This is a genomic window from Halorubrum sp. CBA1229 (assembly GCF_003721435.2).
Taxonomy (GTDB): domain Archaea; phylum Halobacteriota; class Halobacteria; order Halobacteriales; family Haloferacaceae; genus Halorubrum.
In genome coordinates this window covers 807,848-832,540 of sequence record NZ_CP054585.1, presented here as the reverse complement: position 1 = coordinate 832,540, position 24,693 = coordinate 807,848, and the positions used below count along the sequence as shown (strand labels likewise).

The following is a 24,693-nucleotide window of genomic DNA, read 5'->3' as shown; positions in this document are numbered from 1 at the left end:
CACCTCCGCGTCAGTCACGCGCGTACCTCACGCCGCCGCGATCGCGTCCGAGCGCACGATGCCGACCGCGGCGGCGACCTTCAGCGCCTCCGCGGGGAGGAACGCCGCGGCGCCGACGGTCACCGCCTCGACCGGGCCGAGCGAGAGCACGAGGGCGAGGCCGGCGACGCCGAGCGCGTAGATGATCGCGGTGCCGAGTATCATCGCGCCGACGAGCGTCGGGACGCCGACGGAATCGAGGTCGCGGAGGGTCGCGCCCCGGTGGACGACCGCGCCGACCGCGGCGGCGGCGAGCGGGTACGACCAGAGGTAGCCGGCGGACTGGCCGACGAGCGCGCCGACACCGGCCGAGCCGCCTTGGAACACTGGGGCGCCGAGCGCGCCCGCGGCGAGGTAGAGGACGAGCGACGCGGCCCCCCACACTGGCCCGAGGTAGATCCCGGCGAGGAACACGCCGAGCACCTGGAGGGTCACCGAGACGGGCGAGACGGGATTCGGGAACGTCACGTACGCGAACGCGCCGACGAGCGCGGCGAACAGCGCCGCGCGAGCGAGGTTCGTCGCGGCCTCGTCGCCGACGAGATCCACCGACTCCGTGCTGGTTGCCATGCCCTCGACACGCTCGTAAACCGACTTGAATATACTGGTTGACGACTCTCGCCGCCCGTCGGCGGCGGTCGTCATCATCGTCCCGATTCCGCGGGCATCGTCCCGACAACGCTCGAACCCTCCGAAACCGGACGCGAGGCTTTTCTATCGGGAGCGCGTACGTTCGGGCCCATGGACGAGAAGACGGCCGAGCTCCGCGACATCTTCGTCGAGACCACCGGGTCCGACACGGTCACCGAGCGGCAGGCGGAGTCCCCCGGGACCCTCACCGACCGCGACGAGGCCGCCGTCGGCGAGCGGGTCCGCGAGCTGGTCGCCGCGATGCGAGAGCGGTACGACTTCTCGACGGACCTCGACGACGCGGCCTACGCCCGGATCGCCCGCGGGCGCTTCGAGTTCGACGACGACGCGGCGATCGCGGCTGCGCTCGCCGAGGGCGACGACGTGGTCCGCGCGGGCGACGCGAGCGACCCCTCGGACGACACCCCCGAGCCCGTCGATGTCGACCCCGACACCGTCCGCGACGCCCGCTTCGACCTCCACCTCGTGCGAGAGGCCGACCGCGAGGTCGACGACGCTCCGTTCGAGTACGCGGACCTGAAGTCGCTGACCGCCGAGGGCCGGTCCATCGTCGAGTGCGCGGCGGAGCTCGGTGCCGAGCCCGACGCCGTCGCGAAACACGCGCGCGTCGCCCGCGTCGACCTCACGTCCACCCGGGCGAACGACCGCTTCCGCGACGAGCTCCGCGACCTCCTCACCGACGCCGAGATCGAGGGAAACCACGCCGAAACCGCCCGCGAGGACGGGTTGCAGGAGGCGACCGAGGACATCGAGACGGACGTTTCCTTATAAATAGTCGCTCGTTGTAACCGCCTTCACGGCCTGCCGTCTCCCCGCTCTCGCTTGACCACCACCGCACGCTCACGAGCCCCAACGATGAAGGGGCGCGCCGGGTCGCGCCCAGCGGGCGCGACCCGCCCGCGAGGGAGGCGGCGGGCCGGCGCGGGCGGAGCCGTGCCGGTCCGTCCGCCGAGGCTGGGGAGGCGTGAGGCGCGGTTGCTGTGCGGGGCGGGACTCAAAGCCCCAGCCGCGAGGACGACGCTTGGCGACGCAAGCACTGGAAGGAGCGAGCATCGCGAGCGACTGAAGCGCGCAGCGAGCCACGCGAGTCCTCGCGGCTGGGGCTTTGGAGGTCTTCATCGACGATCCGTAAGCAGCTGCCTATAAGCGAGCGGCTGGGGCTTTGGCGGTGTTCACTGTTTATCCGCAGTCAACTCTTTATAAACCAAACCGCGTCCAACCGATCCGTGACCCCCTTCAGCGACGTGGCCCGCGCGGCCTACTGCCCCCGACAGCTCTACTACGCCCGCCGCGAGGACGACCGGGCGGTCCCGCCGGACGCCCGCGCCCGGATCGACCTCGCCTACCGCTACCCCGCGCTCGCCGACGCACCGGACGCGACGCTCCGCCGGCTCCCGATCCGGCGCTCGCCCGCCGCCTACCGACGGAACCTCGACCGGCTCCGCGAGCGCGACGACTACGACCGGCTCGCCGACCCCGAGCGCGAGCGCGCGTTCGTCTCGGGGAGAGACTGCCGCGGAACGGTGCACAAGGTGCTCTCTCCGACCGCCCCTGCCGACGATCCGACCGCCCCCACCGACCCGCCCCTCCCCACCGTCGTCTCGCCGGGCGAACCCCCCGAAAACGGCGTCTGGGAGCCGCAGTCGGTCAGAGCCGTCGCCGTCGCGAAGGCGGTCGCGTGGGAGCGCGAGCGCGAGGTGCCGCGCGCGCTGGTCGAGTACCCGAGCGTCGGCGCCGTCCGCGAGGTCCGGCTCACGACTCGGCGGAAGGCCGCCTACCGCCGCGCGCTGCGGGCGGCCCGCGCGATCGACGGGCCGCCGTCGCGCGTCGACGACGACCGGTGTTCGGCCTGCGACTACCGCGAGCGGTGCGGCGTCGGTCGCCGGTCGTTCCGGTCGCTGCTGGGGTGAGGTCTCGGCCCACTCCCTACGGCGAGAACGACGTGCCGCACTCGCTGCACGTGAACCGGAATCGCCCCTCGTCGGTCAGCTCCGTCGCGTGCGGGAGCTCCTCCCCGCAGCTCCGACACTCGATCAGCGACTCGATCTGCTCCCAGTCGTGACGCGCGCCGGGGGCGCCGAACGCCCACGCGACGACCTCCTCGTCGGCGTCCTCGCGGACGAACCCGGACTGGAACTCGCCGGGCGCGAACCGGATCAGCTCGCCGGCCTCGACGTCGACGCGCTCGCGCTCCCGCCCGACCTCGAAGGTGGCGGTCCCGGAGAGCACGTAGAACACCTCCTCCTGGTCGCCGTGGGCGTGAAGCCCGCCGGAGAAGGCGTCGCCGGGCGCGAGCTCGAAGTAGTTCATCGCCACGTGCTCCGTGCCGAGGACGCGAGAGACCGGTCTGCGCACGTCGTGGACCTCCATCGGGTTCGTGACGACGTCGACGTCGTCGACCGCGACTCGCTTCATGCGGGCCCGCTCTCGGCCCGCGTTCGTAACCCTGTCGGCGACGGAACGGCCCCGCCGGGACGGCGCTCCGGTGCGCCGCCGACGAATCATCACCGAACCACGCCCGTCGCTAACGATCCGTTGGCCATACCTGTCTCGACCCGTTCGTTTATATGTGTGAGACACGTCGGCACGGACACGAATGACACGAGACGATCGTGGTCGTTCGGAGGATAGAGGAAGTCGCCTCGCGGCGGCTGGCCGCGAAATTCTCCGGCGATAACGATTCCGGGGCACGACCGCCCCGCGGCGGCACCGGCTCCGAACCCACCGACAAGCGGACGGACTCCCTTTTGACCCGAACACCACTCACCGACCTCGACGAGGTACAGCTGTTAGACACCACCCTGCGCGACGGCGAGCAGATGCCCAGCGTCTCGCTGACGCCGGCCGAGAAGGTCGACGTCGCCCGCGAGCTCGACGCGGCGGGGATGCACCTGATCGAGGCGGGCTCGGCGTGCACCTCGGAGGGCGAGCGCGAGGCCATCCGGCGGGTCGCGGGCGAGGGGCTCTCGGCGACCGTGACGAGCTTCGCCCGCGGCGTGAAGGCCGACGTCGACCACGCGCTCGACTGCGGCGTCGACGGGATCAACCTCGTCGTCCCGGCCTCGGACAAGCACGTCGAGACGAAGGTCGGCTCGACCCGCGACGAGGTGGTCGACACGACGGTCGAGCTCGTCGAGTACGCGAAAGACCACGGCCTGTGGGTCGAGGTGCTCGGCGAGGACGGCTCCCGCGCCGACCTCGACTACCTCGACCGCCTGCTCGGCGCCGGCCTCGACGCCGGCGCCGACCGGATCTGCTACTGCGACACGGTCGGCGCGGCCGACCCGGAGCGCACCGCCGAGGTCGTCTCCCGGCTCGCCGACCGCGGCCCGACGAGCCTCCACACCCACGACGACCTCGGCCTCGGCGTGGCGAACGTCCACGCCGGGCTGAAGGCGGGCGCCGACACCGTCCACGGCACCGTGATGGGCGTCGGCGAGCGCGCCGGCAACGTCGCCTTAGAGGAGGTCGCCGTCGCGCTCGCCCGGTCGTACGACGTCGACACGGTCGAGCTAGAGCGGCTCTACCGGCTCTGTCGGACCGTCTCGGAAGCCACGGGCGTCGCGCTCCCGCCGAACAAGGCGGTCTGCGGCGCCAACGCCTTCGCCCACGAGTCCGGCATCCACACCGACGGCACGCTCAAGGACGGGACGATGTACGAGCCGTACCCGCCCGAGACGGTGGGCCGCGAGCGGCGCCTCGTCCTCGGGAAACACGCCGGCCGCGCCGGCGTCAAGGCCGCGCTCGCCGAGCACGACGTCGCGGTCGACGACGACGAGCTGAGCGCGGTCGTGAGCCGCGTGAAGGAGCTCGGCGACCGCGGGAAGCGCGTCACCGACGCCGACCTGCTCGCGATCACCGAGGACGTGCAGGGCCGCGAGCGCGACCGCCGCGTCGAGCTCGTCGACCTGTCGGCCACCTCCGGCGGGAACCTCCCCACCGCGTCGGTGCGACTCCGCGTCGGCGACGAGGAGCGCGTCGCCTCCGGTACGGGCGCCGGCCCGGTCGACGCCGGCCTCGAGGCCGTGCGGGCCGCGCTGGCGGGCGATTCGAGCGGAGAAGGCGTCTCCTTCGATCTGAACTCCTACCACGTCGACGCGATCACGGGCGGCACCGACGCGGTCGTCACCGTCGAGGTCGACCTCTCGCGGGGCGACCGGTCGGTCTCCGTCTCCTCGACGGACGCGGACATCACCCGCGCCAGCGTCGTCGCGATGGTCGACGGGCTCGACCGCCTGCTCTCGGCCGCCGCCGAGGACGGATCGGTGCCGGACGCGGCCTCGCTGGCGGACGACTGACGGGGGCGGAACCCGCCTCGGTCCGGCGCGCCGTCGCCCCGCTCGGCCGCGTTACCGCTTCTCGCCGCGCAGCCACGCGTAGTCGCAGGCGTCGAGCTTGAACGTGACGCCCCCCTCCGCGACGTAGTGCTCGCCGTCGCCGACGACGTGCTCGACGGTGTCCGGGTCGACGTCGAAGCCGACGATCTCCTCGCGGTAGTCGTCGGCGAGGTTGTGCGCGCAGAGGAGGACGGTCCCGTCCGTGTCCTCTCCGTCTCCCCTTTCATGGTCGAACCGGTGAACGCGCGTCTCCTTGTGGTCGGTCTCGAGCGCGCGGTAGTCGCCGCGGGCGATCTCGGGACACGCGTCGCGGGCCGCCACGAGCGCCTCGACCCGCGAGAGCAGCGAGTCGGGGTCGTCGCGCTGGGCGGCGACGTTCACGCGGTCGTAGGCGTAGGCGCCCTCGTCGACCACGGGGTTGTAGCAGTCCTCAGGGGCCGCGGTCGAGAAGCCGCCGTTCGGGGAGTCGTCCCACTGCATCGGCGTGCGGACGGCCTCGCGCTCGGGGAGCGAGAGGTCCGCGCCCATCCCGATCTCGTCACCGGACTGGAGCGCGACGGACCCGGGGAGCGAGAAGAGGAGGCTGTGGGCGACGGCGATCCGGTCGCGGTCGCCGTCGTACAGGTCCGCGAGCCGGAGCCGGTGGCCGCGCTCGAAGATCCACGAGTCGCCGGCGTCGTCGCCGAAGTGTTCGCGGGCGTGCTCGAACGCCTCCTCCGGGAGCTTCAGCAGGTTCCACTCGTCGTGGTTCCGCAGGAAGTTCACCCACGCGCCCACGTCGGAGACGTCGGGGAGGATCTCCTCGGCGCGCTGGAGCGGCCAGGTGTCTTTCACGCCGACCGCGTACGTGAGGTGCGCGTTCATCACGAAGTTGAACTGGAGGTGGAACGCCTCGCCGTCGCCGAAGTAGTAGTCGAGGTGTTCCGGCTCGTCGTCGGCCTCGGCGAGCAGCACCGCGTCGGACTGCTCCGCCTCGACGACCCGTCGCATCTCCTTGAACAGCTCGATTGAGTCGCCGAGGTCGGTCTCGTCGAGGGTGGTCGCGTTGTGTCCCTTCGGCATCAGCATCGGGTGGGCGGCGTCGATCCGGAAGCCGTCCGCGCCCTGGTCGAGCCAGAACCGGAGCACGTCGTACAGCTCCTCGCGGACCGCGGGGTTCGCGACGTTGAGGTCGGGCTGGTGGCCGTAGAACTGGTGGAAGTAGTGCTTCTCGGCGACGTCGTCGTACGACCAGACGCCGTCCTCGTACTCCGGGAAGATGTTGCCGCGCTGGTGGGCGTCCGCCAGGTGACTCGTCCACAGGTAGTAGTCGTGGTAGTCGGAGTCGGGGTCCTCGCGCGCCCGCTGGAACCACTCGTGCTCGTTCGAGGTGTGGTTGAAGACGAGGTCGGTGATCACGCGGATCCCCCGCTCGTGCGCCCGGTCGGCGAACTCGCGGAAGTCGTCGAGGCTCCCCAGCCGGTCGTCGACGCCGTAGTAGTCGGCGACGTCGTACCCGTTGTCGCGGAGCGGGCTCGGGTAGAACGGCCGGATCCAGAGCGCGTCGACACCGAGCTCGTCGAGGTAGTCGAGCCGCTCGATCGCCCCCCGGAAATCCCCCCAGCCGTCCCCGTCGCCGTCGTTGAACGTCTTGACGTCCAACGAGTAGATCGTCGCGTCCTCGTACCAGGCCGGATCGCTCATGCGTCCGGGTACGGAAGCGGGGGTCTGGTTTCTTGCGGTTCGCTCTCCCCGACTCGCGGCCGCCCTCCCCGACTCGCGGCCGACCGCGTCTGACGAGGTTTTTACACGACGACGCCCCAACGTCGCCCGTGAGCGTCGTCGTCGCGGTGAAGCCCTCGGCGCGCAAGCGCAACGCGAAGGTGGGGCGGCTCGTCTTCGAGGACGGCCCACGCCACGCCTTCGAGAGCCGCGCGGCCGCGGAGCGCTGGGCGTCCGACCTCTCGGCGGGCGACGGCCACGTCTGGGTCGCGAGCGCCCATCCCCGAGACGACGACGCGGTCGACTGCTACCTCGTCTCACGGGCGACGAACGCCAAGCTGGAGGCGGCCTACGACAAGCGGCGTCGCCCCGCAGGCGGCGACGCCGGCCCCGAACAGGAGTCGCTGGGCGGAGAGCGGTAGGCGTCGCTCGCGGTCACTGCGGGCCGCGTTTCGACCCCTTCCGCCAGTTTTCCGGTCACGCCTCGACGATGTCGTCGCGGTACCCCTCGACCGTCTCCATCACCGCCTCGCGGTCCGCGTCGGCGACGTCGAACTCCCGGAGCGCCCCGTCGAGGTGCCCCGCGATCGCGTCGAACTCCGCGTCCGTGATCGCGAGCCCCTCGTGGGCCGTCTCCATGTCGTCGCCCTCGTACTGCATCGGGCCGCCGGTGACCGCGCTCAGGAACTTCGTCTGGTGGGAGCGCTGGGCCGACATGTCCACGTCGTCGAAGTGGTGGGCCACCCGCTCGTCGGCCAGCACCCGGTCGTAGAACTCCCCTACAACCGCACCGACCGCCGGCTCGCCGCCCAGGCGGTCGTACAGCGTCGCGTCTGCCATACGATCCGGTCACGGCCGCGACGTATGGCTTTTTCCCCGCTCCGTCGCTCGCTGATCGCTCGTGGCGTCAGTTATAAACCAAAAAACTGCGTCGAGGAACCGCGAGCCGCGTCGCTGAACGGGGCAGGGGTCGAGAGAAGCGCCGAGGCGGAGATTTGAACTCCGGTGTCCGAATGGACAGTAGATTTCGAATCTACCGCCTTGGCCAGGCTAGGCTACCTCGGCTCACTTGCGGGTTGGCCGGTTCCGCTGTTATGCGTTTCGATCGCCGGCGGCGAACCCCCGACGGCGACGGCGACGCTCCCCGCGACGCGTCGCCGAGACGCCGACGAGAGCCGGGCCGCCGGCAACGCTTTTCGGCGCGGCCCCCGTGCGGCCGGTATGGACGTCCCCGAAGCGGCGGCGGCCTGCTCGCGCGTCGTCGACGAGGTCGGCGGGGCGGTCGTCGCCGACCGCGAGTTCCTCGACCGCGTCACTCTCGGTATCCTCGCCCGCGGCCACGTCCTCCTCGAGGACGTGCCCGGCACCGGCAAGACCCTCTCTGCGCGCTCGTTCGCGACCGCGCTCGGCTTAGAGTTCTCCCGGGTGCAGTTCACGCCGGACCTCCTCCCGAGCGACGTCACCGGGACGAACGTGTTCGACGAAGGCGACGGCTCCTTCGCCTTCTCGCCCGGCCCGATCTTCGCCAACGTCGTGCTCGCCGACGAGATCAACCGGGCGCCGCCGAAGACGCAGGCGGCGCTGCTGGAGGCGATGGAGGAGGGACAGGTGACCGTCGACGGCGACACGCACGCCCTCCCGGAGCCGTTCTACGTCATCGCGACCCAGAACCCGGTGGAGAGCGAGGGCGCGTTCCCCCTGCCCGAGGCGCAGCTCGACCGGTTCACGATCAAGACCTCGATCGGCTACCCCGACGACGACGGCGAGGTCGAGCTGCTCCGGCGGCGCGCGGGCCGCGTCGAGCAGGCGCCGACCGTCGACCGCGTGCTCGACGCCGACGCCGTCTCGGCGCTCCGCGAGGTGCCCGAGTCCGTCCGCGTCGAGGACGACCTGCTCGGGTACATGGCCGCGCTCGTCCGCGCGACCCGCGAGGACCGCCGCGTCGACGTGGGCGTCTCGCCCCGGGGCACCCAGCGGCTGTTCGAGACCGCCCGCGCCGCGGCGGTCGTCGCCGGCCGCGAGTTCGTCACCCCGGACGACGTGAAGCGCGTCGCGGAGCCGGCGCTCGCGCACCGGCTCGTCCTGACCCCGGACGCCGCCGTCAACGACGTCGACAAGCGCGACGTGATCGCCGACGCCCTCGACCGCGTCGCGGTGCCGACCGTCGAGACGGCCGAGGCCTGACGCGTGCTTAAAAAACGGCCCGGTCCGCCCGCCTACTCCTCGTCCCGCTCCGCCAGCAGCTCCGTCGCCGTCAAAAGCGACTCCAGCTCCACGTCGTGGTCGGCGAGCAGCTCCTCGGCCCCCTCCTCCCGGTCGACGACGACGAGCACGCGGTTCACCGTCGCGCCCGCCTCGCGCAGCGCCTCGACGGCGTCGACGGCCGACTGCCCGGTCGTGGCGATGTCCTCCAACACGACGACCTCCTCGCCCTCGTCGAGCCGCCCCTCGATGCGGTTGCCGGTGCCGTACTCCTTCGCCGACTTGCGCGCGATGACGTACGGGCGCCCCAGCTCGGCGGCCGTGACGGCCACGAGCGGGACCGCGCCGAGCGCGACCCCCGCGAGCTTCGCGTCCGCGTCCTCGAGCCGGGCCGCGAACGCCTCGCTGACGAGCGTCAGCGCGTCCGGGTCGGTCTCGAACAGGTACTTGTCTACGTAGTAGTCGCTGGTGCCGCCGTGCGAGAGCTCGAACTCGCCGAATCGGACGGCGTCGGCCGCCCGCAGTGCGGCGATGAGCTCGCGTCGTCGCTCGTCGTCGGTCATACCCAGAGGGGGCGCCCCGGCGATTATAAACGGGTCGGAACGCGGCGCTCCTCGCTTCGACCGGCGGGCGCTCCCACCACCGGCGTCTCGCCCCGTCACTCCGCCGCCGGGAGCCGGAGCGTGACGGTCGTCCCCTCGCCGTCGATCCCCGGCCCGAACGCGACCTCGCCGCCGTACGCCTCGACGATCCAGGCGACGATCCACAGCCCGATGCCGGTGTTGTGGTTGAGCTGCGTCACCTCGGCCTCGCCCGTGATCACCTCGCGGACCCCGTCGGGGATCCCCGGGCCGTCGTCGGCGACCCGCACGCTCACGGTCTCGCCCTCCGGGTGGCGCTCGGCGCCGATCTCCACCCGCGGCGCGTCGGCCCGCGCGTGGACCACGGCGTTCTCGACGAGGTGCCCGAGCGCGTCCCTCAGTCGATCGTCGCCGCGGACGACGGCGTCGTCGGGGACCGCGGCGTCGATCCGGGCCTCGGGGTACCGCTCGGCGCACTCCTCGCGGACCGCCCCGGCGACCTGCCCGACCGAGACGGGTTCGGGGTCGCTCACGGTCCCCTCCTCGACGACGCGCCTGATCCCGGCCGCTCCCTCCGCGAGGTCGGCGAGCCGCCTCCCGGTCGTCTCGATCCGGCGGGCGTAGTCGGCGGTCCGGTCGTCCTCGGCGTTGCTCGCGATCTCGCTCGCGAACCCGAACACGACGTTCAGCTCGTTGCGGAGGTTGTGCCGGAGGATGCGGTTGACGACCCGGAAGTACCGCTCGCGGCGCTGCCGGTCGGTGATGTCGGTGTAGATGCCGAACGCGCGGCGCCCGCCGGCCGTCTCGTACGTGAACCCGCGGAAGAGGAACTCTCGCGGTCCGTCGACGGTCCGCCGGCGGACCTCGGCGGCGACGGACCCCTCCTCGCGGACGCGCTCGTCGAGGGACCGCTCGTCCGTCCCCTCGCCTTCTCCCCCCGTCCCGGGCTCCTCGCCCGGGCCGGCGATCCGGTCGTCGAGGATGTCCAGCGCGTCGATGGTGCGCCCGCGGAGCGCGACCGGGTCGTAGCCGAACCGGTCCGCGAACGCCGAGTTGACCCCGGCGATCACCGTCTCGTTCGGCTCGAGCGCGACCTCGATCACCGGATCCGGGAGGCGCTCGAACAGCCGGTCGAAGCGGTCCTGCTCGCGGGTGAGCTCCGTCCGCGTTCGGTGGAGGTCCGTGGTGTCCGACAGCGACCCGACCACCCCGGTCGACCCGCCGGCCAGCGCGGAGAGCCGCAGCTCGCCGCGCTGGGTGCGCGAGTCGTCGTCGCGCTCGACCGACACGACGACGCTCTGGACCGGGTCGGCGTTCGGCCCGTCCGCCGCGGGTCCGCCGGAGGCGACGTGGTCGAGGAGCCCCCGGACGGCGGTCGAGACGCGCTCGGCCGACGGGTCCGGCAGCGCCTCCTCGAGGCGGCTCCCGACGAGCGCGCGGTCGTCGACGCCGAGCCACTCGGCGAACGGCTTCGTGGCGTACGTCACTGCGCCGTCGGCGTCGAGCACGCAGACCATGTCGTCGACGTTCTTGAGGGCGTTCTCGTAGGTCCGGAGGCGGCCGCGACGGTCGTGGGCGTCCATCGCCGCGACCGCGTTCGTCGACAGCAGTTCGAGCACCGACACGTCGTCCTCGTCGAACGCGTTCGGCTCGCTGGCGCCGACCACGAACGCGCCGTGCTCGCCGAGCGGCATGGTCGCGAACGACCGCATCCCGTGGTAGTCGCGGTCGTCGCCCAGCGCGGCGACGTCGTCGCACACCCACGGCTCGCCGCGCTCGTACACCGTGCCCGTGACCCCCTCACCGGGCGGCCGCGGGTCGCGACCGGCGAACCGCTCGCCGAGCCCGTCGCTCGTGGCGACCAGCCGGAGCCGGTCGGTCTCGGGGTCGTGCAGCCGCACGCCGCCGATCTCGTACCCGAGGACCTCGTCGGCGGCCTCGATCAGCCGGTTGGCGATCGCCTCCTTGTCGTCGGTCCGCTGGATCCGCTCAACGGTGCTGAGGAGCCGCTCGAGCGTCGCCTCCCGGCGCTTCCGGTCGGTGACGTCGGAGAAGAACACGGAGAGCCCGTCCGGCGAGGGATAGGCGGTCACCTCGGTCCAGAGGTCGAGCGGCTCGTAGTGCTCCTCGAACGAGACCGTCTCCTGTTCCTCCATGGCCCGCCGGTAGTTCCGCTCGTACTCCCGGCCGATCGCGGCCGGGAACTCCTCCCACACCTCGGCGCCGAGCAGCTCGTCCGGGTCGCGGTCGAGCAGCGTCGCGGCCTTCTCGTTGACGTAGGTGAACCGCCACTCGTCGTCGAGCGCGAAGAAGGCGTCGTCGATCCGTTCGAGCGTCTCCTCGTACTGCTCGACCGCCGCCTCGCGCCGCTCGAGGGCCAGCCGGCGCTCTATCTCTCGGCCGAGCCACTCGGCGAGAAGCTCGACGAACAGCTCCTCCGACGCGTCGAACGGGCGGTCGCGGGACTCGGGGTCGAGGAAACAGATCGTGCCGAACACCTCCTCGTCGACGACGACGCGCCCGCCGACGTAGCTGCCGAAGCCGAACTGCTCGTACGCCGGGTCGCCCCGCATCCCGGCGGCCTCGGGGTCGGTGAACGCGAACACGCCGGGGCGACCGTTTCGTTCCCCGTCCTCCCCGCCGCCGCGTTCGCCCCGTCCCCCGTCGGTTCCCCGGTCGCCCCCGGCGGAGCGGCTGCTCACGGTCCGCCGACAGTAGGTCAGCTCCAGCGGGACCGACCCGTCCGCGTCGCCGCCCGCGATCGGGTCGAGAACACCTGTGGAATCGCTGTACTGTCGGATCTCGAGCCGGTCGTCGGTGATCCGGGACGAGTACCCGATCGACAGCCCGAGGTAGCCGCGACCGAGTTCGAGCAGCGCGTCGATCTGCTCTTCCAAGTCCGCGCGCCTGTCGGAGACGATCCGCACGAACGGTTCGAGGAACGCGCGGTCGACGTCGTCACGGCGACCGTCGCCGTCGCGTTCCGTCAGCTCGGCGACCCGGTCCGCGAGCGTCTCGCCGTCGGCCGCCAGTCGCCGGCCGGAGACGTACTCGATCCCGAGTCGGCCCGCGTCGATGGCCGCGTCCGGGTCGTCGTCCGCCGAGTAGGCGAGCACCGGCGCGTCGGGGAACCGCTCTCGGATCCGGCGCAGCCGTTCGGCGGGGCCCTCCTCTCCCGCGTCGAGCCGGACGACCACGACGGCGTCCTTTTTAAATCGGTCGTCGCGTTCAGCTGGCTCGCTCGGCGCGATCCGCGTCGTCTCCGCCGGCAGGCTCGTCCACGCCGCGTCCGGCAGGCCGTCGCGGTCGCCGACGTGGAGCGCGGGTCTGTCAGTCCCCATCCCCTCGGCGCGTGCGGTCCCGGACCGCGCCGCGCTCCTCGGCGCGAAGGGCAGGGGTCGTCGACTCCGGGGGTCGACGGTCCCGATCGAGCGTTCCAATCATGCACGTACGTACCGGAACGGGAGACATAACGGTTCCCCCCGAACGCTCGGGTTTGACATTTTACTCTTATAAATAAACGCGCGTCGACTTCGGTCCCGAAACGAGGCCGTCGGGTGACCGCTCCGGCGGAAGCGGACGACGGAACCGGCGTCGTCGGCGGCGAGAACGGAGCCGACCGCTACCGGTCGATCCCGCCGGCGCCGTCGACGACGGCGGCGACGTCCTCGGGGGAGATCACGGCGAGGTCGCCGTCGACGGTGCGCTTCAGGGCGGCGGCCGCGGCCGCCCACTCCAGCCCGTCGGCGACGTCCCCGCCGTCGAGCCGCTTCGCGAGGTAGCCCGCGACGAACGCGTCGCCGGTGCCGATCGCGTCGAACGTCTCCGCGTCGTAGACGCCCTGCTCGTACACCGCGCCGTTCCGCAGGGCCACCGCCCCCTCGGCGCCCCGCGTGACGACGACGGTGGTGAAGTCGAACTCGGCGGCGAGCCCGTGGGCGATCTCTACCGCGTCGCCCTCGCGGCCCAGCACCTCGCGGGCGTCCCGCCGCGGGACGAACAGCGTGTCGACGTGCGCGAACAGCTCCTCGTACGCCGCCCGCGCCGTCTCGGGGTCCCAGAGCTTCGCCCGGTAGTTCAGGTCGAACGAGCGGGTCGCCCCGGCCTCGCCCGCGGCGCGGAGCAGCGCGGTCGTCGTCTCCGCGGCCCGGTCGGAGAGCGCCGGGGTGATCCCGGTCGTGTGGAAGCGGTCCGCCGACTCCAGGGCGGCGGTCGGCAGCTCGCCGGGCTCGACCGTCGTGATCGCGGCGTCGGCGCGGTCGTAGATCACCGTGGTCCCGCGCGGCTCGCCGCCGTGTTCGAGGTAATACGTCCCGACGCGGCTCGACTCGGGGTCGTCCCACGCGACGCCGGTCCGGACGCCGTGGCTTCGGAGCTCGCTCACGACCCGCCGGCCGAGCGGCGACTCCGGGAGCTTGGAGAGCCAGACGGCGTCCGCGCCGAGCCGCGCCGCGCCGACCGCCACGTTGCTCTCCGCCCCGCCCGCCTGGACGCCGAGGTTCCGGGCGGTCTCCAGCCGGACGCCGCGCGGCGGCGAGAGCCGGAGCATCGTCTCGCCGAACGTCACGAGGTCCGTCACGCCGACCACCCCGCCGGCCCCGCCGTCGCGGCCCGCGCGCCCGCCGCTGTCACCGCCGTCGTCGCGGTCGCCGCGGTCGCCGCGATCGCCACGGCCGTCGCGGTCGCTGCAGTGTGCATACCGGAGCGTCGGCGTCGGAGTATAAAAGGGCAAGCGATCGCCGACGCCAGCACCGCGTCACCGCAGCGCCGACGCCAGCGCCACCGCCCCGAACAGCAGCAGCGCGAGGGCCGCGACCGGCTGCGACCCGGCGGCGGCGAGGTAGACCCCGTAGACGACGCCGACCGAGAGCGCCCCCGCGAGCAGCGTCGTCCCCGCGTGGACCGCGACGTTCCGACCGGTGCGGGCCTCGCGGCCGACCTGTTCGCCGACGGAGAGCCCGTGGTCCGCCGCGTCCCACGCGACCGCGAGCGCGACCCCCCCGACGAGCAGCGCCTCGACGCCGCCGCCGCGATACCCCGCGACGGCGAGCCCGACGACCCCGATCCCGGCCGCCCACGAGAGGACCCGGTGCGACCGGCGGAGCGCTCCAGCGAGGAGGCCGACCGTCGCGGCCGCGAGGAGGGCGCCCCCGGTCGGCGCGGCGATCAGGGCCGCGAGGCTCGCGACCGCGGCCGCGGCCAGGCTCACCACGACGGCGAGCGTCGGCGGCCGGGGGTCGCGCTCCGGCCGGGGGTCGGTCGGGACGTTCGCGTCGTCGCCGTCGTCGGGAGCGACGCCGGCGCTCACGGCGACCACCTGTTCGTCGCCCGGGCGACCGCGACGGGGAACGATTCCCCGCCCCACTCGACCGCGCGGATCCCGGCCGACCGGAGCTCGCGGAGCCGCTCGCGGCGCTCGAAGCCGACGAGCCGCTCGCCGGCGGTCCCGCTCGCCGTGACGTCGGGCGAGAGGACGGTGACGAGGTGGCCGTGCGCGTCGATCCGGCGCGCGAGCGACGCGGCCGCGTCGTCGACGAGGGGCGTGAAGAAGAGCACCTGAGCGTCGGCCGGGAGCCGCCGCCGGAACCGGCGGAGCCACAGCGACCGGTAGAAGCGGTCCCCGCTGGGCGTCGGCGCCAGCGCGGGGTCGGTCGCCAGCGTCTCGCGGCCCCGCGCGGCGTGGGCCGTGCCGGCGCCCGGGGCGAGCCAGCAGTCGACGGGGCCGAGCGCCGCGATCCCGACGCGGTCGCCGCCGTCGAGGAGCGCGCGGAACGCCTGCCCGGCGGCGCCGACGCTCGCCTCGACCCCGGTCTCCGCCGCCGGCTCGGCCGCGGCGTACGCGGTATCTCGCGCGTCGACTAGGAGGACGACGGTCGCGGCGCGCTCCTCGCGGAGCTCCACGGTGGCCAGCTCCCCCGTCCGCGCCCGGCGGTTCCAGTCGACTCGCTTGAGGGGGTCGCCGCGGCGGTACTCGCGGGTGGCGTGGAACTCCACGCCCGCCCCGCCCACGTCGGTCGGCATCCGCCCGTGCGAGCGCGTCGTCAGCCCCCGGAGGGGGAGGTCGCCGCCGGCGGCCAGCTCCGGGGTGCAGACGACCCGCGCGGGGTCGGCCGGCTCGATCGCGGTCGTCCGCTCGCGCGACCCGGACGGGTTCCGGGTGATCGCCGTGACCGATTCCCACTCGTGTTCGCCGCGGCTCGCGCGCACCGCGTACTCGAACGCGACCGCCGCGCCCGGGCGGAGCGCGGTCGCGACCCGAGCGGGACCGTCGACGACCTCCAGCCCCGGCGGCACCCCGTCGACGAGTCGGAGGTCGGCGAGGGACGCGTCCCCGACGTTGCGCGCCCGGACCGCGACGGTCACCTCGTCGCCCGGCTCGGGCGTCGCGTCGCTCACGGTTCGGGTCACGTCGAGCGCCGCGGCCGGCGCCTCGCCGACGCCGGCGTAGAGTGCGTAGCCCACCCCGACCGCGCCGAGGAGCACGAGTCCCGGCCGTCGGGCCACGACCCCGACGCCGACGAGTGCGAGCGCCGCCCCGCGGACCCCGTCCCAGCGGCCCGTCTCCGCCTCGCGGCGGACGCTGCGTTCGGTCGCCGCGGCCTCCGCGCCCTCCGCGGCCCCCCCGCCCTCCGCGGCCCCTCCGCGCTCCGCTGGCTCGCCGTCAGTCGCCGAACCGCCGCTCTCGCTCATCGCTCGGCCTCCGACTCGCAGTCCTCCGGCTCGCCGTCTTCCAGTCGGTCGAGCGCGTCGACCGCGGCCCGGAGGCCGGACTCGTAGCGCGAGCGCCCCGAGACCATCGCCCGGACGCGGACCCGGACCGGGTACGACGACCGCGGCGCGAGGAACGCCGCGGCGGTCGCGTCGTCGGTCCACTCGCCCGTCTCGACGAGGTCCTCGGCCGCGTCGGTCGGCGCGTTCCGGTCGCGGGCGACGGCCGCGACCGCGAGCTCGCGAACTCGGTCGCGGACCTCCCGGCGGGCCCGGTGGCCGCCGAGCGCGGGGCCGGTCGCCCGCTCGATGCGCTCGTCGAGGTCGGCGCCGGGAACCGACGCCGGCGCCCGCCGCTCCGGGTCACCCGGGGCGGCCGCCTCGCGCGTCCGGTTGCGACGGGCGTTCGCGTACCTGAGGCCCTGGACCGCGCCGAGCGCGCCGATCAGCGTGACGACGGTCGTCGAGGGGTCCAGCGCGGCCGCGACCCCGCGGTCGACGGCGGCGACGAAGCCGACCGCGACCGCCGCCACGCCGACGGCGACGAGTGGCCGGACCACTACTCCGCACCCCCGTGGCGCTCCTCGATCCGGCGGAGGGCGTCCGCGGCCCGGCGCTCGCGCTCCGCGGTCGCGTCCTCGCCCCCGTATCGCACCCGCTCGAAGACGGCGGTGAGGTCCGCGACCGGGTCCTCGTCGACGCCGGCGTCGACGGCGGCGGCCGCGAACTCGGCGGGCGTCGAGGAGGCGGGGCGGTCCACGTCGAGGGCCTCGGTCATGTCGCGCCACGCGCGGTACACCTCGTTGTCGGCGTCGGACCGCTCGATCCGGTCGGCCGCTTCGCCGGCGGCCCGCCCGACCTCTCGGAGGTCCGGATCGGCCGGCCCAGGCTCGTCCTCGCCTCCGGCCCCGGCCTCGCCGGCGTCCGCCTCGTCGTCGCCGCCGGCCGCGAGGAGGACGGCGACGCTCGCGACGAGCGCGGCGACGACGACCGCGGCGAACAGCAGCTCCGGCGCCGAGGCGGCTCCCTCGCCGCCCCCCGCGCCGGCTCCGCCGCCGCCCTGCGGCAGGAGCCCGCCCTCGCCGGCGACGGCCGCGCCGCGCTCGAACTCGAATCCCTGGTCGACCGGCCGGCAGGCCGAGAGCAGCCACCCCAGCGCGGCGACCGGGAACCCCATCGACGCGGCGACGGCGCCCGCGGCCAGCCTCGACCCGGTGTCCCGGTACACGAACCACGCGAGCGCGAGGAGGACGGCGGCGAACGCCGCGAGCGCCGGGGGCTCGCGGAGGAACTCGTAGCACGCGGGCGGGAGGGAGAGGGCACCCCCGCCGCTCGGGGCTGGCGACGCGCCGACGTCGCCGCTCTCCCCGGTCGGGCCGCCGCCGTCGCCGGCGACGCCGAACCCGCCGCCGCCGAGGCTCACGGCGGAGTCGAGGGTCGCCGCGGCGACGCCGAGCGCGACGACCGCGAGGAGGGCGAGGAGGACCGCAGCGAGGGTGTCCCGATTCACGTCCGTGGATACGCCGTGTCGAACGAATAGCTTTCGACGGCGGCGGTCACTCCGCTGTTTCGCTCCCGACGACGAGAGGGATCACTCCGCCGTCCCACTCCCGTCGACGGCGTCGTCGAGGGGCGTCGTCGGGAACAGCGCGTCGACGTCGGGATCCGGGTCGACGAGGCGGTAGTCGGTCCCGTCGCGCTCGACGACCCCCGCGTCGGCGAGGTGGTCGAGGTGCGCGAACGCCTCGCCCGGCCCGTGGAGCACGTGGATGTCGACTAAGTCGCCGAACAGCTCGGCCGACACCTCCCACGCCGTCGCGGGGCCGCCGTCGGCGAGGACGTCGAGGACGCGCCGCGTCCGGTGGCGGTGGTGGTCGAGGATCGTCGCGGCCCGCCGGCTCGGGTCGTCGATCCGCTCGCGGTGCCCCGGGTGCGCCGCGTCGAAGTCGCGCTCGACGATCCGCGCGAGGCTCCGGGCGTACGCCGCGAGGGGCGCGTCGACCCGGACGTCCGCGCCGCCGACGTTCGGGGTGTACTTCGGGAGGAGCGCGTCGCCGGCGAACAGCTCCGCGGGGGCTGCAGATCCCTTCCGCGTGTCCCGCCCCGCCCGCCCCACCGGCTCGTGGTCCGGGACCTCGCGCGGGTCGAACGCGAACCCGGTGAGCCCGGCGGTGTGGCCCGGCAGGTGGACGGCCTCCAGCGCGACGCCGCCCGCCTCGATCGCGTCGCCGTCGGCGACGGTCGTGACGTCGGCGGGGCGGCCGCTGAGGTCGGCGCTCACCGCGTCGAAGAAGTCGCGGAGCCGCTTCTGGTCGACCTCGGGGAGCCCCCACCGCTCGAACGTCTCGCGCTGGAGGTCGGGGTCGGCCGTGAGCGGCGTCTCCGTCCCGTCGACGAGGGGCGCGTCGGCCTCGTGGACGAACACGTCGGCGCCGCCCGCGGCCTGGACCTCGCCGGCCAGTCCCGCGTGGTCGGGGTGCCAGTGCGTCAGGACGACCTCGTCGACGTCGGCGAAGTCGACGCCGTGGTCGGCGAGGCCGGCCTCCAGGTCGGCGCGGACGTCCGGGAGCGCGACGCCGGTGTCGACCAGCGCGGTCGTCTCGCCGTCGAGCAGGTAGACGTCGTTCTCGCCCTCGAACACGGTGTTGCCGAGCTGGATCCGGTTCACACCGTCTCCTCGTCGGGCGCGCATTTGAGGGTTACCTCCGCGGAAAATCGCGGACGGGCGGCGTCGGCCCGAGCGGTCCGCTCCGACTCAGTCGAGCACGTCGACGCCGGAGAACTCGAAGCGGGCGCCGCCGTCGGCGCTCTCGGTGACGCGCACCTCCCAGCCGTGGGCCGCCGCGACGGCCTCGACGATCTCCAGCCCGAAGCCGGTCCCGTCGTCGTTCGTGCTGTACCCCGCCTCGAACACCGCCTCGCGCTCGCCCTCGGGGATTCCCGGGCCGTCGTCGGCGACGTAGAAGCCGCCGCCGACGTCGCCGACGGTGACCGTGACGTCCTCGCCCGCGTGCTCGATCGCGTTTCGGACGAGGTTCTCGAAGATCTGCCTGAGGCGGCTCCGGTCGGCGCGGATCGCGCGGTCCGTGTCGACCCGGAGCGTCGCGTCGGCGGTCTCGACTCCCTCCCAGCACTCCTTGGCGAGTTCGTCGAGTGAGACCTTCTCCGGCTCCTCGACGCCCTCGCCGTCGCGCGCGAGCGTCAGCAGGTCGTCGATGAGGGAGTCCATGCGCTCGTGGGCCCGGGCGACGTGGTCGAGGTGCTCGGAGTCGCACTCCTCCCGGGCGAGGTCCAGTCGCCCCTCGGCGACGCTGAGGGGGTTCCGGAGGTCGTGCGAGACGATGCTCGCGAACTCCTCTAACCGCTCGTTCTTCGTTTGCAGCGCCTCCTCGCGGCGCTTCCGATCGCTGACGTCGCGGATGACGCCGACGCGGTCGAGGTCGGACGCGTCGCCGCTGTCTCCCTCGCCGTCCTCCCCCTCGCCCGCGAGCCGATTGAACCGCATCTCCACCGGGAACCGCTCGCCCTCCGCGGTGAGGAACTCGTACTCCACCGTCCCGGCGTCCCGCTCTCCGGCCTCGATCTCGCGGCGTACCTGCTTCGCCTTCTCCGCGGCCTCCTCGGTCACCCAGTCGTAGATTTCCGTGCCGATCAGCTCCTCGCGGCTCACGCCTTTCATCTCGGCGTAGCGCTCGTTGACGTACGCGATGGTCCCGTCGGGACGCACGGCGTAGACGGCGTCGTCGAGCGACTCGAGGATCGTCTCGTACCGCCGTATCTCCCTGTCCCGGGGTGACCGTTCCGTCATGGCTCTACTCGCCCGATCGTTTCACCCGTTCGGTAATAAATGGGCCGTCACGGTCGTCGGCTCGCTCGGCAGTCGTTTCGGGCGCGCTCGGTGTCGATACGGCTTGAGCCCCGCGCGGATCGGATGTGAGTCTCGCACGGATTCGGTGTGGGTCCCGCCCGGATCCGGTGCGTTTTCGTCGCCGCGGGCCCATCCGATCGCATGGAGTACCAACCGGGCGTGTGCAACATCGGACCGGCCCAACAGCGACGGCGACTCCTCCTCGGGACCGCCTCCCTCCTCCTCGCGGCTCTCCTCGTCGCCGCCGCCGTCGCGGTCGGCTGGCCGCGCTGGACGCTGCTGCTCTCGGTGTTCCCCCTGTACGGCGCCGCGATGGGCTACCTCCAGTACCGCGAGCGGTTCTGCGTCGGCTTCGCGGGCATCGGCGTCTTCGACGTCGGCGACGGGACGAACCAGGTCCTCGACGAGGCGGCGCTGGCCGCCGACCGGAAGCGCGCGATCCGGCTGAACGCGAAGTCGCTTGCCGCCGCCGTCGTCGGCGCTGTCGTGATCTACGGTGTGGCAGTCGTCGGTTTATAAATGGATGCCGTCGGAGCGACGGTGATCCTCACCGAAGTCTCGGGCGCTCGTTTATAAACGTGTGAGACCGGGTCGTCGGTGAACCTCTCCAAAGCCCCAGCCGATCGGCTGTACGTCGTTGCTGACGGATCGTCGGCGACCACCGCCAAAGCCCCAGCCGCGAGGACGGCGCACGCTCGCTGCGCTCCTCACTCGGTCGCTCACTTCGTTCGCTCCCTCGTTGCGGTGCTTGCGTCGCCTGCGCCGTCCTCGCGGCTGCCCCTTTGAGCCCCGCCCCGCACAGCGACCGCAGCCTCACGCCTCCCCAGCCTCGTCGCTGGCACCCGACGCGAAGCGGAGGGTGCCAGCGACTCCCTCGCACGCGCTCCTCGCGGCCGTTTAAAAACGGCCGCTCGGAGGCGCGCGCCGGTCGGTTCGATGAACGATCATGGCGTACCCCAAACGTCGGCCGTCGGGATCGAACCACACGAACGTGCACATAGAAAAGCATTAGAACGGGCTCGGTAACCACGTAAGTGAATGAGTCTGTCCGAACCGGACCGCGAGCTCGTGGTCGCCGAGCTCGGTCGGGAGCCGACGACGGCCGAGGCCGCGCTGTTCGAGAACCTCTGGAGCGAGCACTGCGCGTACCGCTCCTCGCGGCCCCTGCTGTCGGCGTTCGAGAGCGAGGGCGACCAGGTCGTCGTCGGTCCCGGCGACGACGCCGCCGTCCTCGCGCTCCCCGAGCCGGACGCCGCGAACGCCCCCGCGGCCGACCGCGACGCCGACGACTACGGCGACCAGTACGTCACCTTCGGCGTCGAGAGCCACAACCACCCCTCCTTCGTCGACCCGTTCGACGGGGCCGCGACGGGGGTCGGCGGCATCGTCCGCGACACGATGAGCATGGGCGCGTACCCGATCGCCTTACTCGACTCGTTATACTTCGGCGGCTTCGACCGCGAGCGCTCGCGGTACCTCTTCGAGGGCGTCGTCGAGGGGATCTCCCACTACGGCAACTGCATCGGCGTCCCCACCGTCGGCGGCAGCGTCGCCTTCCACGGCGGCTACGAGGGGAACCCCCTCGTCAACGTCGCCTGCGTCGGCCTCACGAACGAGGACCGGCTGGTGACCGCGACCGCTCAGGAGCCCGGAAACAAGCTCGTCCTCGTCGGCAACGGCACCGGCCGCGACGGGCTCGGCGGCGCCTCCTTCGCCAGCGAGGACCTCGCGGAGGACGCCGAGACGGAGGACCGCCCCGCGGTGCAGGTCGGCGACCCCTACGCCGAGAAGCGGCTGATCGAGTGCAACGAGGCGCTGGTCGACGAGGACCTGATCCTGTCGGCCCGCGACCTCGGCGCGGCCGGGCTCGGCGGCGCCTCCTCCGAGCTCGTCGCGAAGGGCGGGCTCGGCGCCCGCATCGACCTCGACCGCGTCCACCAGCGCGAGCCGAACATGAACGCGACCGAGATCCTGCTCGCCGAGAGCCAGGAGCGGATGTGTTACGAGGTCGCCCCCGACGACGTCGACCGCGTCTCCGCGCTCGCCGACCGCTTCGACCTCGGCTGCTCCGTCATCGGCGAGGTGACCGACGGGAACTACGTCTGCGAGTTCGCGGGCGACGGCGACGAGAGCGAGACCGTCGTCGACGTCGACGCCGAGTACCTCGCCGACGGCGCGCCGATGAACGACCTCCCGAGCGAGGCGCCGACGCAGCCTGACCGCGACCTGCCCGACCCAGAGCCGGCCCTCGGCGACGCGGTCGAGTCGGTCGTCTCGGCCCCGTCGACCGCGAGCAAGCGTTGGGTGTACCGCCAGTACGACCACGAGGTCGGCGCGCGCACCGCCGTGAAGCCCGGTGACGACGCCGCAATCATGGCGATCCGGGAGACCGCGGCGGACGACGAGGCGGCCGCCGCGCTCGATCCCGACGAACAGGGGGTCGGCCTCGCGCTCTCCTCGGGCGCGAACCCGAACTGGACCGCGGCCGCCCCGTACGAGGGGGCCCGCGCGGTCGCCGTAGAGAACGCGACCAACCTCGCCGCGAAGGGCGCGGTCCCGCTCGCGGCGGTCGACTGCCTCAACGGCGGCAACCCGGAGAAGCCGGACGTGTACGGCGGATTCAAGGGGATTGTCGACGGCCTCGCCGACGCCTGCGCCGCCCTCGACACCCCCGTGGTCGGCGGCAACGTCTCGCTGTACAACGACAGCGTCGAGGGGCCGATCCCGCCGACGCCGACGCTCGCGCTGATCGGGACGAAGCGCGGGTACGACGCCCCGTCGGCGGCGCTCGATGCCGAGCGCGCCGACGACTCCGAGCTCCTGTTGGTCGGCGCCGGCGGCGACGCGCTCGGCGGCTCCGAGTACCTCGCGCAGGCGGGCGGGACGGACCGGTTCCCGGACCTGCCGGACGAGTCGGACGGCGTCGCCCTCGCCGACCGCGTCGCGTCGCTCGCGGCGGTCGCCCGGGACGAGTCGACGCTCGCGGCCCACGACGTGAGCGACGGCGGGCTCGCGGTCGCGCTCGCCGAGCTGGTGACCGACGCGGCCGGCGCCGACGTTCGTCTCCCCGACCGCGTCGCGGCGTTCGACGAGACGCCCGGCCGCCTCGTCGTGCAGACGACCGACCCCGAGGCGGTCGCCGAGGCCGCGGGCGAGCTTCCCGTGCACCGGCTCGGCGACGTGACGACGGACGGGACGCTCTCGCTGTCGGTCGGCGGCGAGTCGACCGCAGTCGACGCCGACGCGATCCGCGAGCTCCGCGGCGTGATCGAGCGCGAACTGGCCTGACGAGGCGCCGAGACGCGCTCGACTCTCGCCGAGACGCGTCCGTCTCGCCCCGAGACGCGCTCCCGCTCCCGATTTCCGCCGCGCGAAAGCGAGCGATACGCTTTTAGGTGTTCCTAAAATACCTAGGGGCAACCACGGGACGCCGGTCGACTCGGCGCCCGATTCACCGATGGCTCAAACGCAACCAGTCGGCACGAGGCAGTCGAGCGATACGGAGAGCGGGTCGCCCGCGGACCCGTCGCCCGACCCGGTGTTGTCGCTGTCGGACGTGACCAAGGAGTTCGGCCCCGAGACCGCGGTCGACGGGGTTTCGCTCGACGTCGAGCCGGGCGAGCTCCTCACCTTCCTCGGGCCCTCCGGCTGCGGGAAGACGACGACCCTCCGGACCATCGCCGGCTTAGAGGAGCCGACGGAGGGGGAGATCACCCTCGGCGGCGAGACCGTCGCCGGCGACGGCGGGTTCGTCGCGCCCGAGCAGCGCGACGTCGGGATCGTCTTCCAGAACTTCGCGCTGTTCCCGCACCTCACCGTTCGCGAGAACATCGCCTTCGGGCTCTCCGACGCCGACGAGGCGGCGACCGCGGCCCGCGTCGACGAGCTGCTCGACCTCGTCGACATGCCCGAGCACGGCGAGAAGACGCCCGACCAGCTCTCCGGCGGGCAGAAGCAGCGCGTCGCGCTCGCCCGGTCGCTCGCGCCCGAGCCCGAGGTGCTCCTCCTCGATGAGCCGTTCTCGAACCTCGACGTCCGGCTCCGCGTGGAGATGCGCGAGGAGGTGCGGCAGATCCTGAAGGAGGCCGGCGTCACCGCCGTCTCCGTCACCCACGACCAGGAGGAGGCGCTCTCCATCTCCGACCGCGTCGCCGTCATGAACGAGGGGAAGATCGAGCAGGTCGGCCGCCCCGAGCAGGTGTTCGAGCGCCCCGAGTCGAAGTTCGTCGCCTCCTTCCTCGGGCGCGCGTCGTTCCTCGAGGGCGAGCTCCGCGACGGGAAGGTCGAGACCGGGATCGGCCGGTTTGACGCCGTCACGCTGGAGGGGTACGACACCGTCTACGACGGCGCGCCCGTCGACGTCTTGGTGCGCCCGGACGACCTCCGAGCGACGCCCGCGAGCCCTGAGCTGGCCGACGGGGTCATCGTCTCGCGGCAGTACGTCGGCCCCTCGTTCGTCTACCGGGTGGAGCTGGAGACCGGCGACACGGTCCACTGCCTGCACAACCACGTCGAGGAGTTCGGGCTCGACGAGCCCGTGAGCTTAGAGCTGACCGCCGACCACCCGCTGGCCTGGTACCCGCGGTAAGCGCGTCGCTGGCGGCGG

Annotated in this window: 22 protein-coding genes and 1 tRNA gene; 8 read left to right on the top strand and 15 right to left on the bottom strand. The window is 73.1% G+C overall.

The features are described 5' to 3' along the window. Positions 1–27: 27 nt before the first annotated feature. Positions 28–609, bottom strand: a complete 582-nt coding sequence (locus tag Hrr1229_RS04155; RefSeq protein WP_123114924.1) for a biotin transporter BioY — start codon at positions 607–609, stop codon at positions 28–30. A 171-nt stretch (positions 610–780) separates the two neighbouring features. On the opposite strand from Hrr1229_RS04155, the gene Hrr1229_RS04150 reads away from it, so the two are divergent. Further along, positions 781–1,461 carry a hypothetical protein gene (locus tag Hrr1229_RS04150; protein ID WP_123114057.1) on the top strand — a complete coding sequence of 227 codons (681 nt, stop codon included), beginning with the start codon at positions 781–783 and terminating at the stop codon, positions 1,459–1,461. Between the two features lie 455 nt (positions 1,462–1,916). Further along, on the top strand, positions 1,917–2,600 hold the full coding sequence (locus tag Hrr1229_RS04145) for a hypothetical protein (RefSeq protein WP_123114058.1): 684 nt from the start codon (positions 1,917–1,919) through the stop codon (positions 2,598–2,600). A 16-nt stretch (positions 2,601–2,616) separates the two neighbouring features. On the opposite strand, the gene Hrr1229_RS04140 is transcribed toward Hrr1229_RS04145, so the two are convergent. Continuing rightward, positions 2,617–3,105, bottom strand: coding sequence for a cupin domain-containing protein (locus tag Hrr1229_RS04140; RefSeq protein WP_123114059.1), 489 nt, complete (start codon positions 3,103–3,105; stop codon positions 2,617–2,619). A gap of 332 nt (positions 3,106–3,437) precedes the next feature. Here Hrr1229_RS04140 and Hrr1229_RS04135 point away from each other — a divergent pair, with 332 nt between their 5' ends. Beyond that, on the top strand, positions 3,438–4,988 hold the full coding sequence (locus Hrr1229_RS04135; RefSeq protein WP_176329355.1) for a (R)-citramalate synthase: 1,551 nt from the start codon (positions 3,438–3,440) through the stop codon (positions 4,986–4,988). Between the two features lie 51 nt (positions 4,989–5,039). Here the strand turns inward: Hrr1229_RS04135 and Hrr1229_RS04130 are convergent, their stop codons facing one another. After that, on the bottom strand, positions 5,040–6,710 hold the full coding sequence (locus Hrr1229_RS04130) for an alpha-amylase family protein (RefSeq protein WP_123114061.1): 1,671 nt from the start codon (positions 6,708–6,710) through the stop codon (positions 5,040–5,042). 128 nt (positions 6,711–6,838) lie between these two features. Here Hrr1229_RS04130 and Hrr1229_RS04125 point away from each other — a divergent pair, with 128 nt between their 5' ends. After that, a complete protein-coding gene (locus tag Hrr1229_RS04125) occupies positions 6,839–7,150 on the top strand; it encodes a hypothetical protein (protein WP_123114062.1) in 312 nt (103 codons plus the stop codon). Between the two features lie 55 nt (positions 7,151–7,205). Here the strand turns inward: Hrr1229_RS04125 and Hrr1229_RS04120 are convergent, their stop codons facing one another. Together Hrr1229_RS04120 and Hrr1229_RS04115 are read right to left on the bottom strand one after the other, a co-directional pair. Beyond that, a complete protein-coding gene (locus Hrr1229_RS04120) occupies positions 7,206–7,568 on the bottom strand; it encodes a group 1 truncated hemoglobin (protein WP_123114063.1) in 363 nt (120 codons plus the stop codon). A 140-nt stretch (positions 7,569–7,708) separates the two neighbouring features. After that, a tRNA-Ser gene (locus Hrr1229_RS04115) sits at positions 7,709–7,793 on the bottom strand. 156 nt (positions 7,794–7,949) lie between these two features. Between Hrr1229_RS04115 and Hrr1229_RS04110 the strand changes: the two genes are divergently transcribed. Then, positions 7,950–8,912, top strand: a complete 963-nt coding sequence (locus Hrr1229_RS04110) for an AAA family ATPase (protein ID WP_123114064.1) — start codon at positions 7,950–7,952, stop codon at positions 8,910–8,912. A 32-nt stretch (positions 8,913–8,944) separates the two neighbouring features. Here Hrr1229_RS04110 and pyrE read toward each other — a convergent pair whose 3' ends face one another. The 10 genes from pyrE to Hrr1229_RS04065 form a co-directional block, all read right to left on the bottom strand. Next, positions 8,945–9,493, bottom strand: coding sequence for an orotate phosphoribosyltransferase (gene pyrE, locus Hrr1229_RS04105; protein ID WP_176329353.1), 549 nt, complete (start codon positions 9,491–9,493; stop codon positions 8,945–8,947). A gap of 95 nt (positions 9,494–9,588) precedes the next feature. Next, positions 9,589–12,852 carry a PAS domain-containing protein gene (locus tag Hrr1229_RS04100; protein ID WP_123114926.1) on the bottom strand — a complete coding sequence of 1,088 codons (3,264 nt, stop codon included), beginning with the start codon at positions 12,850–12,852 and terminating at the stop codon, positions 9,589–9,591. Positions 12,853–13,133: 281 nt separating this feature from the next. Beyond that, positions 13,134–14,099, bottom strand: a complete 966-nt coding sequence (kdgK1, locus tag Hrr1229_RS04095; RefSeq protein WP_176329351.1) for a bifunctional 2-dehydro-3-deoxygluconokinase/2-dehydro-3-deoxygalactonokinase — start codon at positions 14,097–14,099, stop codon at positions 13,134–13,136. Next, complete coding sequence (locus Hrr1229_RS18120) at positions 14,087–14,209, bottom strand: hypothetical protein (protein WP_255212555.1); 123 nt, start codon at positions 14,207–14,209, stop codon at positions 14,087–14,089. The genes kdgK1 and Hrr1229_RS18120 overlap by 13 nt, the downstream gene beginning before the upstream one ends. A gap of 58 nt (positions 14,210–14,267) precedes the next feature. Further along, entirely contained in the window at positions 14,268–14,876 is a 609-nt protein-coding gene (locus Hrr1229_RS04090) for a hypothetical protein (protein WP_123114066.1), read from the bottom strand. Continuing rightward, positions 14,816–16,201, bottom strand: coding sequence for a DUF58 domain-containing protein (locus tag Hrr1229_RS04085; protein ID WP_123114067.1), 1,386 nt, complete (start codon positions 16,199–16,201; stop codon positions 14,816–14,818). The genes Hrr1229_RS04090 and Hrr1229_RS04085 overlap by 61 nt, the downstream gene beginning before the upstream one ends. Continuing rightward, positions 16,198–16,779: a hypothetical protein gene (locus tag Hrr1229_RS04080; RefSeq protein WP_123114068.1), complete on the bottom strand. Its 582-nt coding sequence runs from the start codon at positions 16,777–16,779 to the stop codon at positions 16,198–16,200. Before Hrr1229_RS04080 ends, Hrr1229_RS04085 begins: the two co-directional genes overlap by 4 nt. Next, entirely contained in the window at positions 16,779–17,729 is a 951-nt protein-coding gene (locus tag Hrr1229_RS04075; RefSeq protein ID WP_123114069.1) for a DUF4129 domain-containing protein, read from the bottom strand. The genes Hrr1229_RS04080 and Hrr1229_RS04075 overlap by 1 nt, the downstream gene beginning before the upstream one ends. 81 nt (positions 17,730–17,810) lie before the next feature. Beyond that, positions 17,811–18,887, bottom strand: coding sequence for an MBL fold metallo-hydrolase (locus Hrr1229_RS04070; RefSeq protein ID WP_123114070.1), 1,077 nt, complete (start codon positions 18,885–18,887; stop codon positions 17,811–17,813). An 87-nt stretch (positions 18,888–18,974) separates the two neighbouring features. Further along, positions 18,975–20,027, bottom strand: a complete 1,053-nt coding sequence (locus Hrr1229_RS04065; protein WP_123114071.1) for a PAS domain-containing sensor histidine kinase — start codon at positions 20,025–20,027, stop codon at positions 18,975–18,977. Positions 20,028–20,228: 201 nt separating this feature from the next. Here Hrr1229_RS04065 and Hrr1229_RS04060 point away from each other — a divergent pair, with 201 nt between their 5' ends. The 3 genes from Hrr1229_RS04060 (at position 20,229) to Hrr1229_RS04050 (ending at position 24,675) form a co-directional block, all read left to right on the top strand. Further along, positions 20,229–20,606, top strand: coding sequence for a hypothetical protein (locus tag Hrr1229_RS04060; RefSeq protein WP_123114072.1), 378 nt, complete (start codon positions 20,229–20,231; stop codon positions 20,604–20,606). A 519-nt stretch (positions 20,607–21,125) separates the two neighbouring features. After that, the gene (purL, locus tag Hrr1229_RS04055) at positions 21,126–23,375 is read left to right on the top strand and encodes a phosphoribosylformylglycinamidine synthase subunit PurL (RefSeq protein ID WP_123114073.1); all 2,250 of its coding nucleotides are present in this window, start codon (positions 21,126–21,128) and stop codon (positions 23,373–23,375) included. A 169-nt stretch (positions 23,376–23,544) separates the two neighbouring features. Next, on the top strand, positions 23,545–24,675 hold the full coding sequence (locus tag Hrr1229_RS04050) for an ABC transporter ATP-binding protein (RefSeq protein ID WP_123114074.1): 1,131 nt from the start codon (positions 23,545–23,547) through the stop codon (positions 24,673–24,675). The last annotated feature ends 18 nt before the right edge of the window (positions 24,676–24,693 follow it).

Coding starts and splice junctions, on each gene's coding strand:
- Hrr1229_RS04155 (WP_123114924.1), bottom strand. CDS start 609: ATGGCAACCAGCACGGAGTCGGTGGATCTCGTCGGCGACGAGGCCGCG.
- Hrr1229_RS04150 (WP_123114057.1), top strand. CDS start 781: ATGGACGAGAAGACGGCCGAGCTCCGCGACATCTTCGTCGAGACCACC.
- Hrr1229_RS04140 (WP_123114059.1), bottom strand. CDS start 3,105: ATGAAGCGAGTCGCGGTCGACGACGTCGACGTCGTCACGAACCCGATG.
- Hrr1229_RS04130 (WP_123114061.1), bottom strand. CDS start 6,710: ATGAGCGATCCGGCCTGGTACGAGGACGCGACGATCTACTCGTTGGAC.
- Hrr1229_RS04120 (WP_123114063.1), bottom strand. CDS start 7,568: ATGGCAGACGCGACGCTGTACGACCGCCTGGGCGGCGAGCCGGCGGTC.
- Hrr1229_RS04110 (WP_123114064.1), top strand. CDS start 7,950: ATGGACGTCCCCGAAGCGGCGGCGGCCTGCTCGCGCGTCGTCGACGAG.
- pyrE (WP_176329353.1), bottom strand. CDS start 9,493: ATGACCGACGACGAGCGACGACGCGAGCTCATCGCCGCACTGCGGGCG.
- Hrr1229_RS04100 (WP_123114926.1), bottom strand. CDS start 12,852: ATGGGGACTGACAGACCCGCGCTCCACGTCGGCGACCGCGACGGCCTG.
- Hrr1229_RS18120 (WP_255212555.1), bottom strand. CDS start 14,209: ATGCACACTGCAGCGACCGCGACGGCCGTGGCGATCGCGGCGACCGCG.
- Hrr1229_RS04085 (WP_123114067.1), bottom strand. CDS start 16,201: ATGAGCGAGAGCGGCGGTTCGGCGACTGACGGCGAGCCAGCGGAGCGC.
- Hrr1229_RS04065 (WP_123114071.1), bottom strand. CDS start 20,027: ATGACGGAACGGTCACCCCGGGACAGGGAGATACGGCGGTACGAGACG.
- Hrr1229_RS04060 (WP_123114072.1), top strand. CDS start 20,229: ATGGAGTACCAACCGGGCGTGTGCAACATCGGACCGGCCCAACAGCGA.
- purL (WP_123114073.1), top strand. CDS start 21,126: ATGAGTCTGTCCGAACCGGACCGCGAGCTCGTGGTCGCCGAGCTCGGT.
- Hrr1229_RS04050 (WP_123114074.1), top strand. CDS start 23,545: ATGGCTCAAACGCAACCAGTCGGCACGAGGCAGTCGAGCGATACGGAG.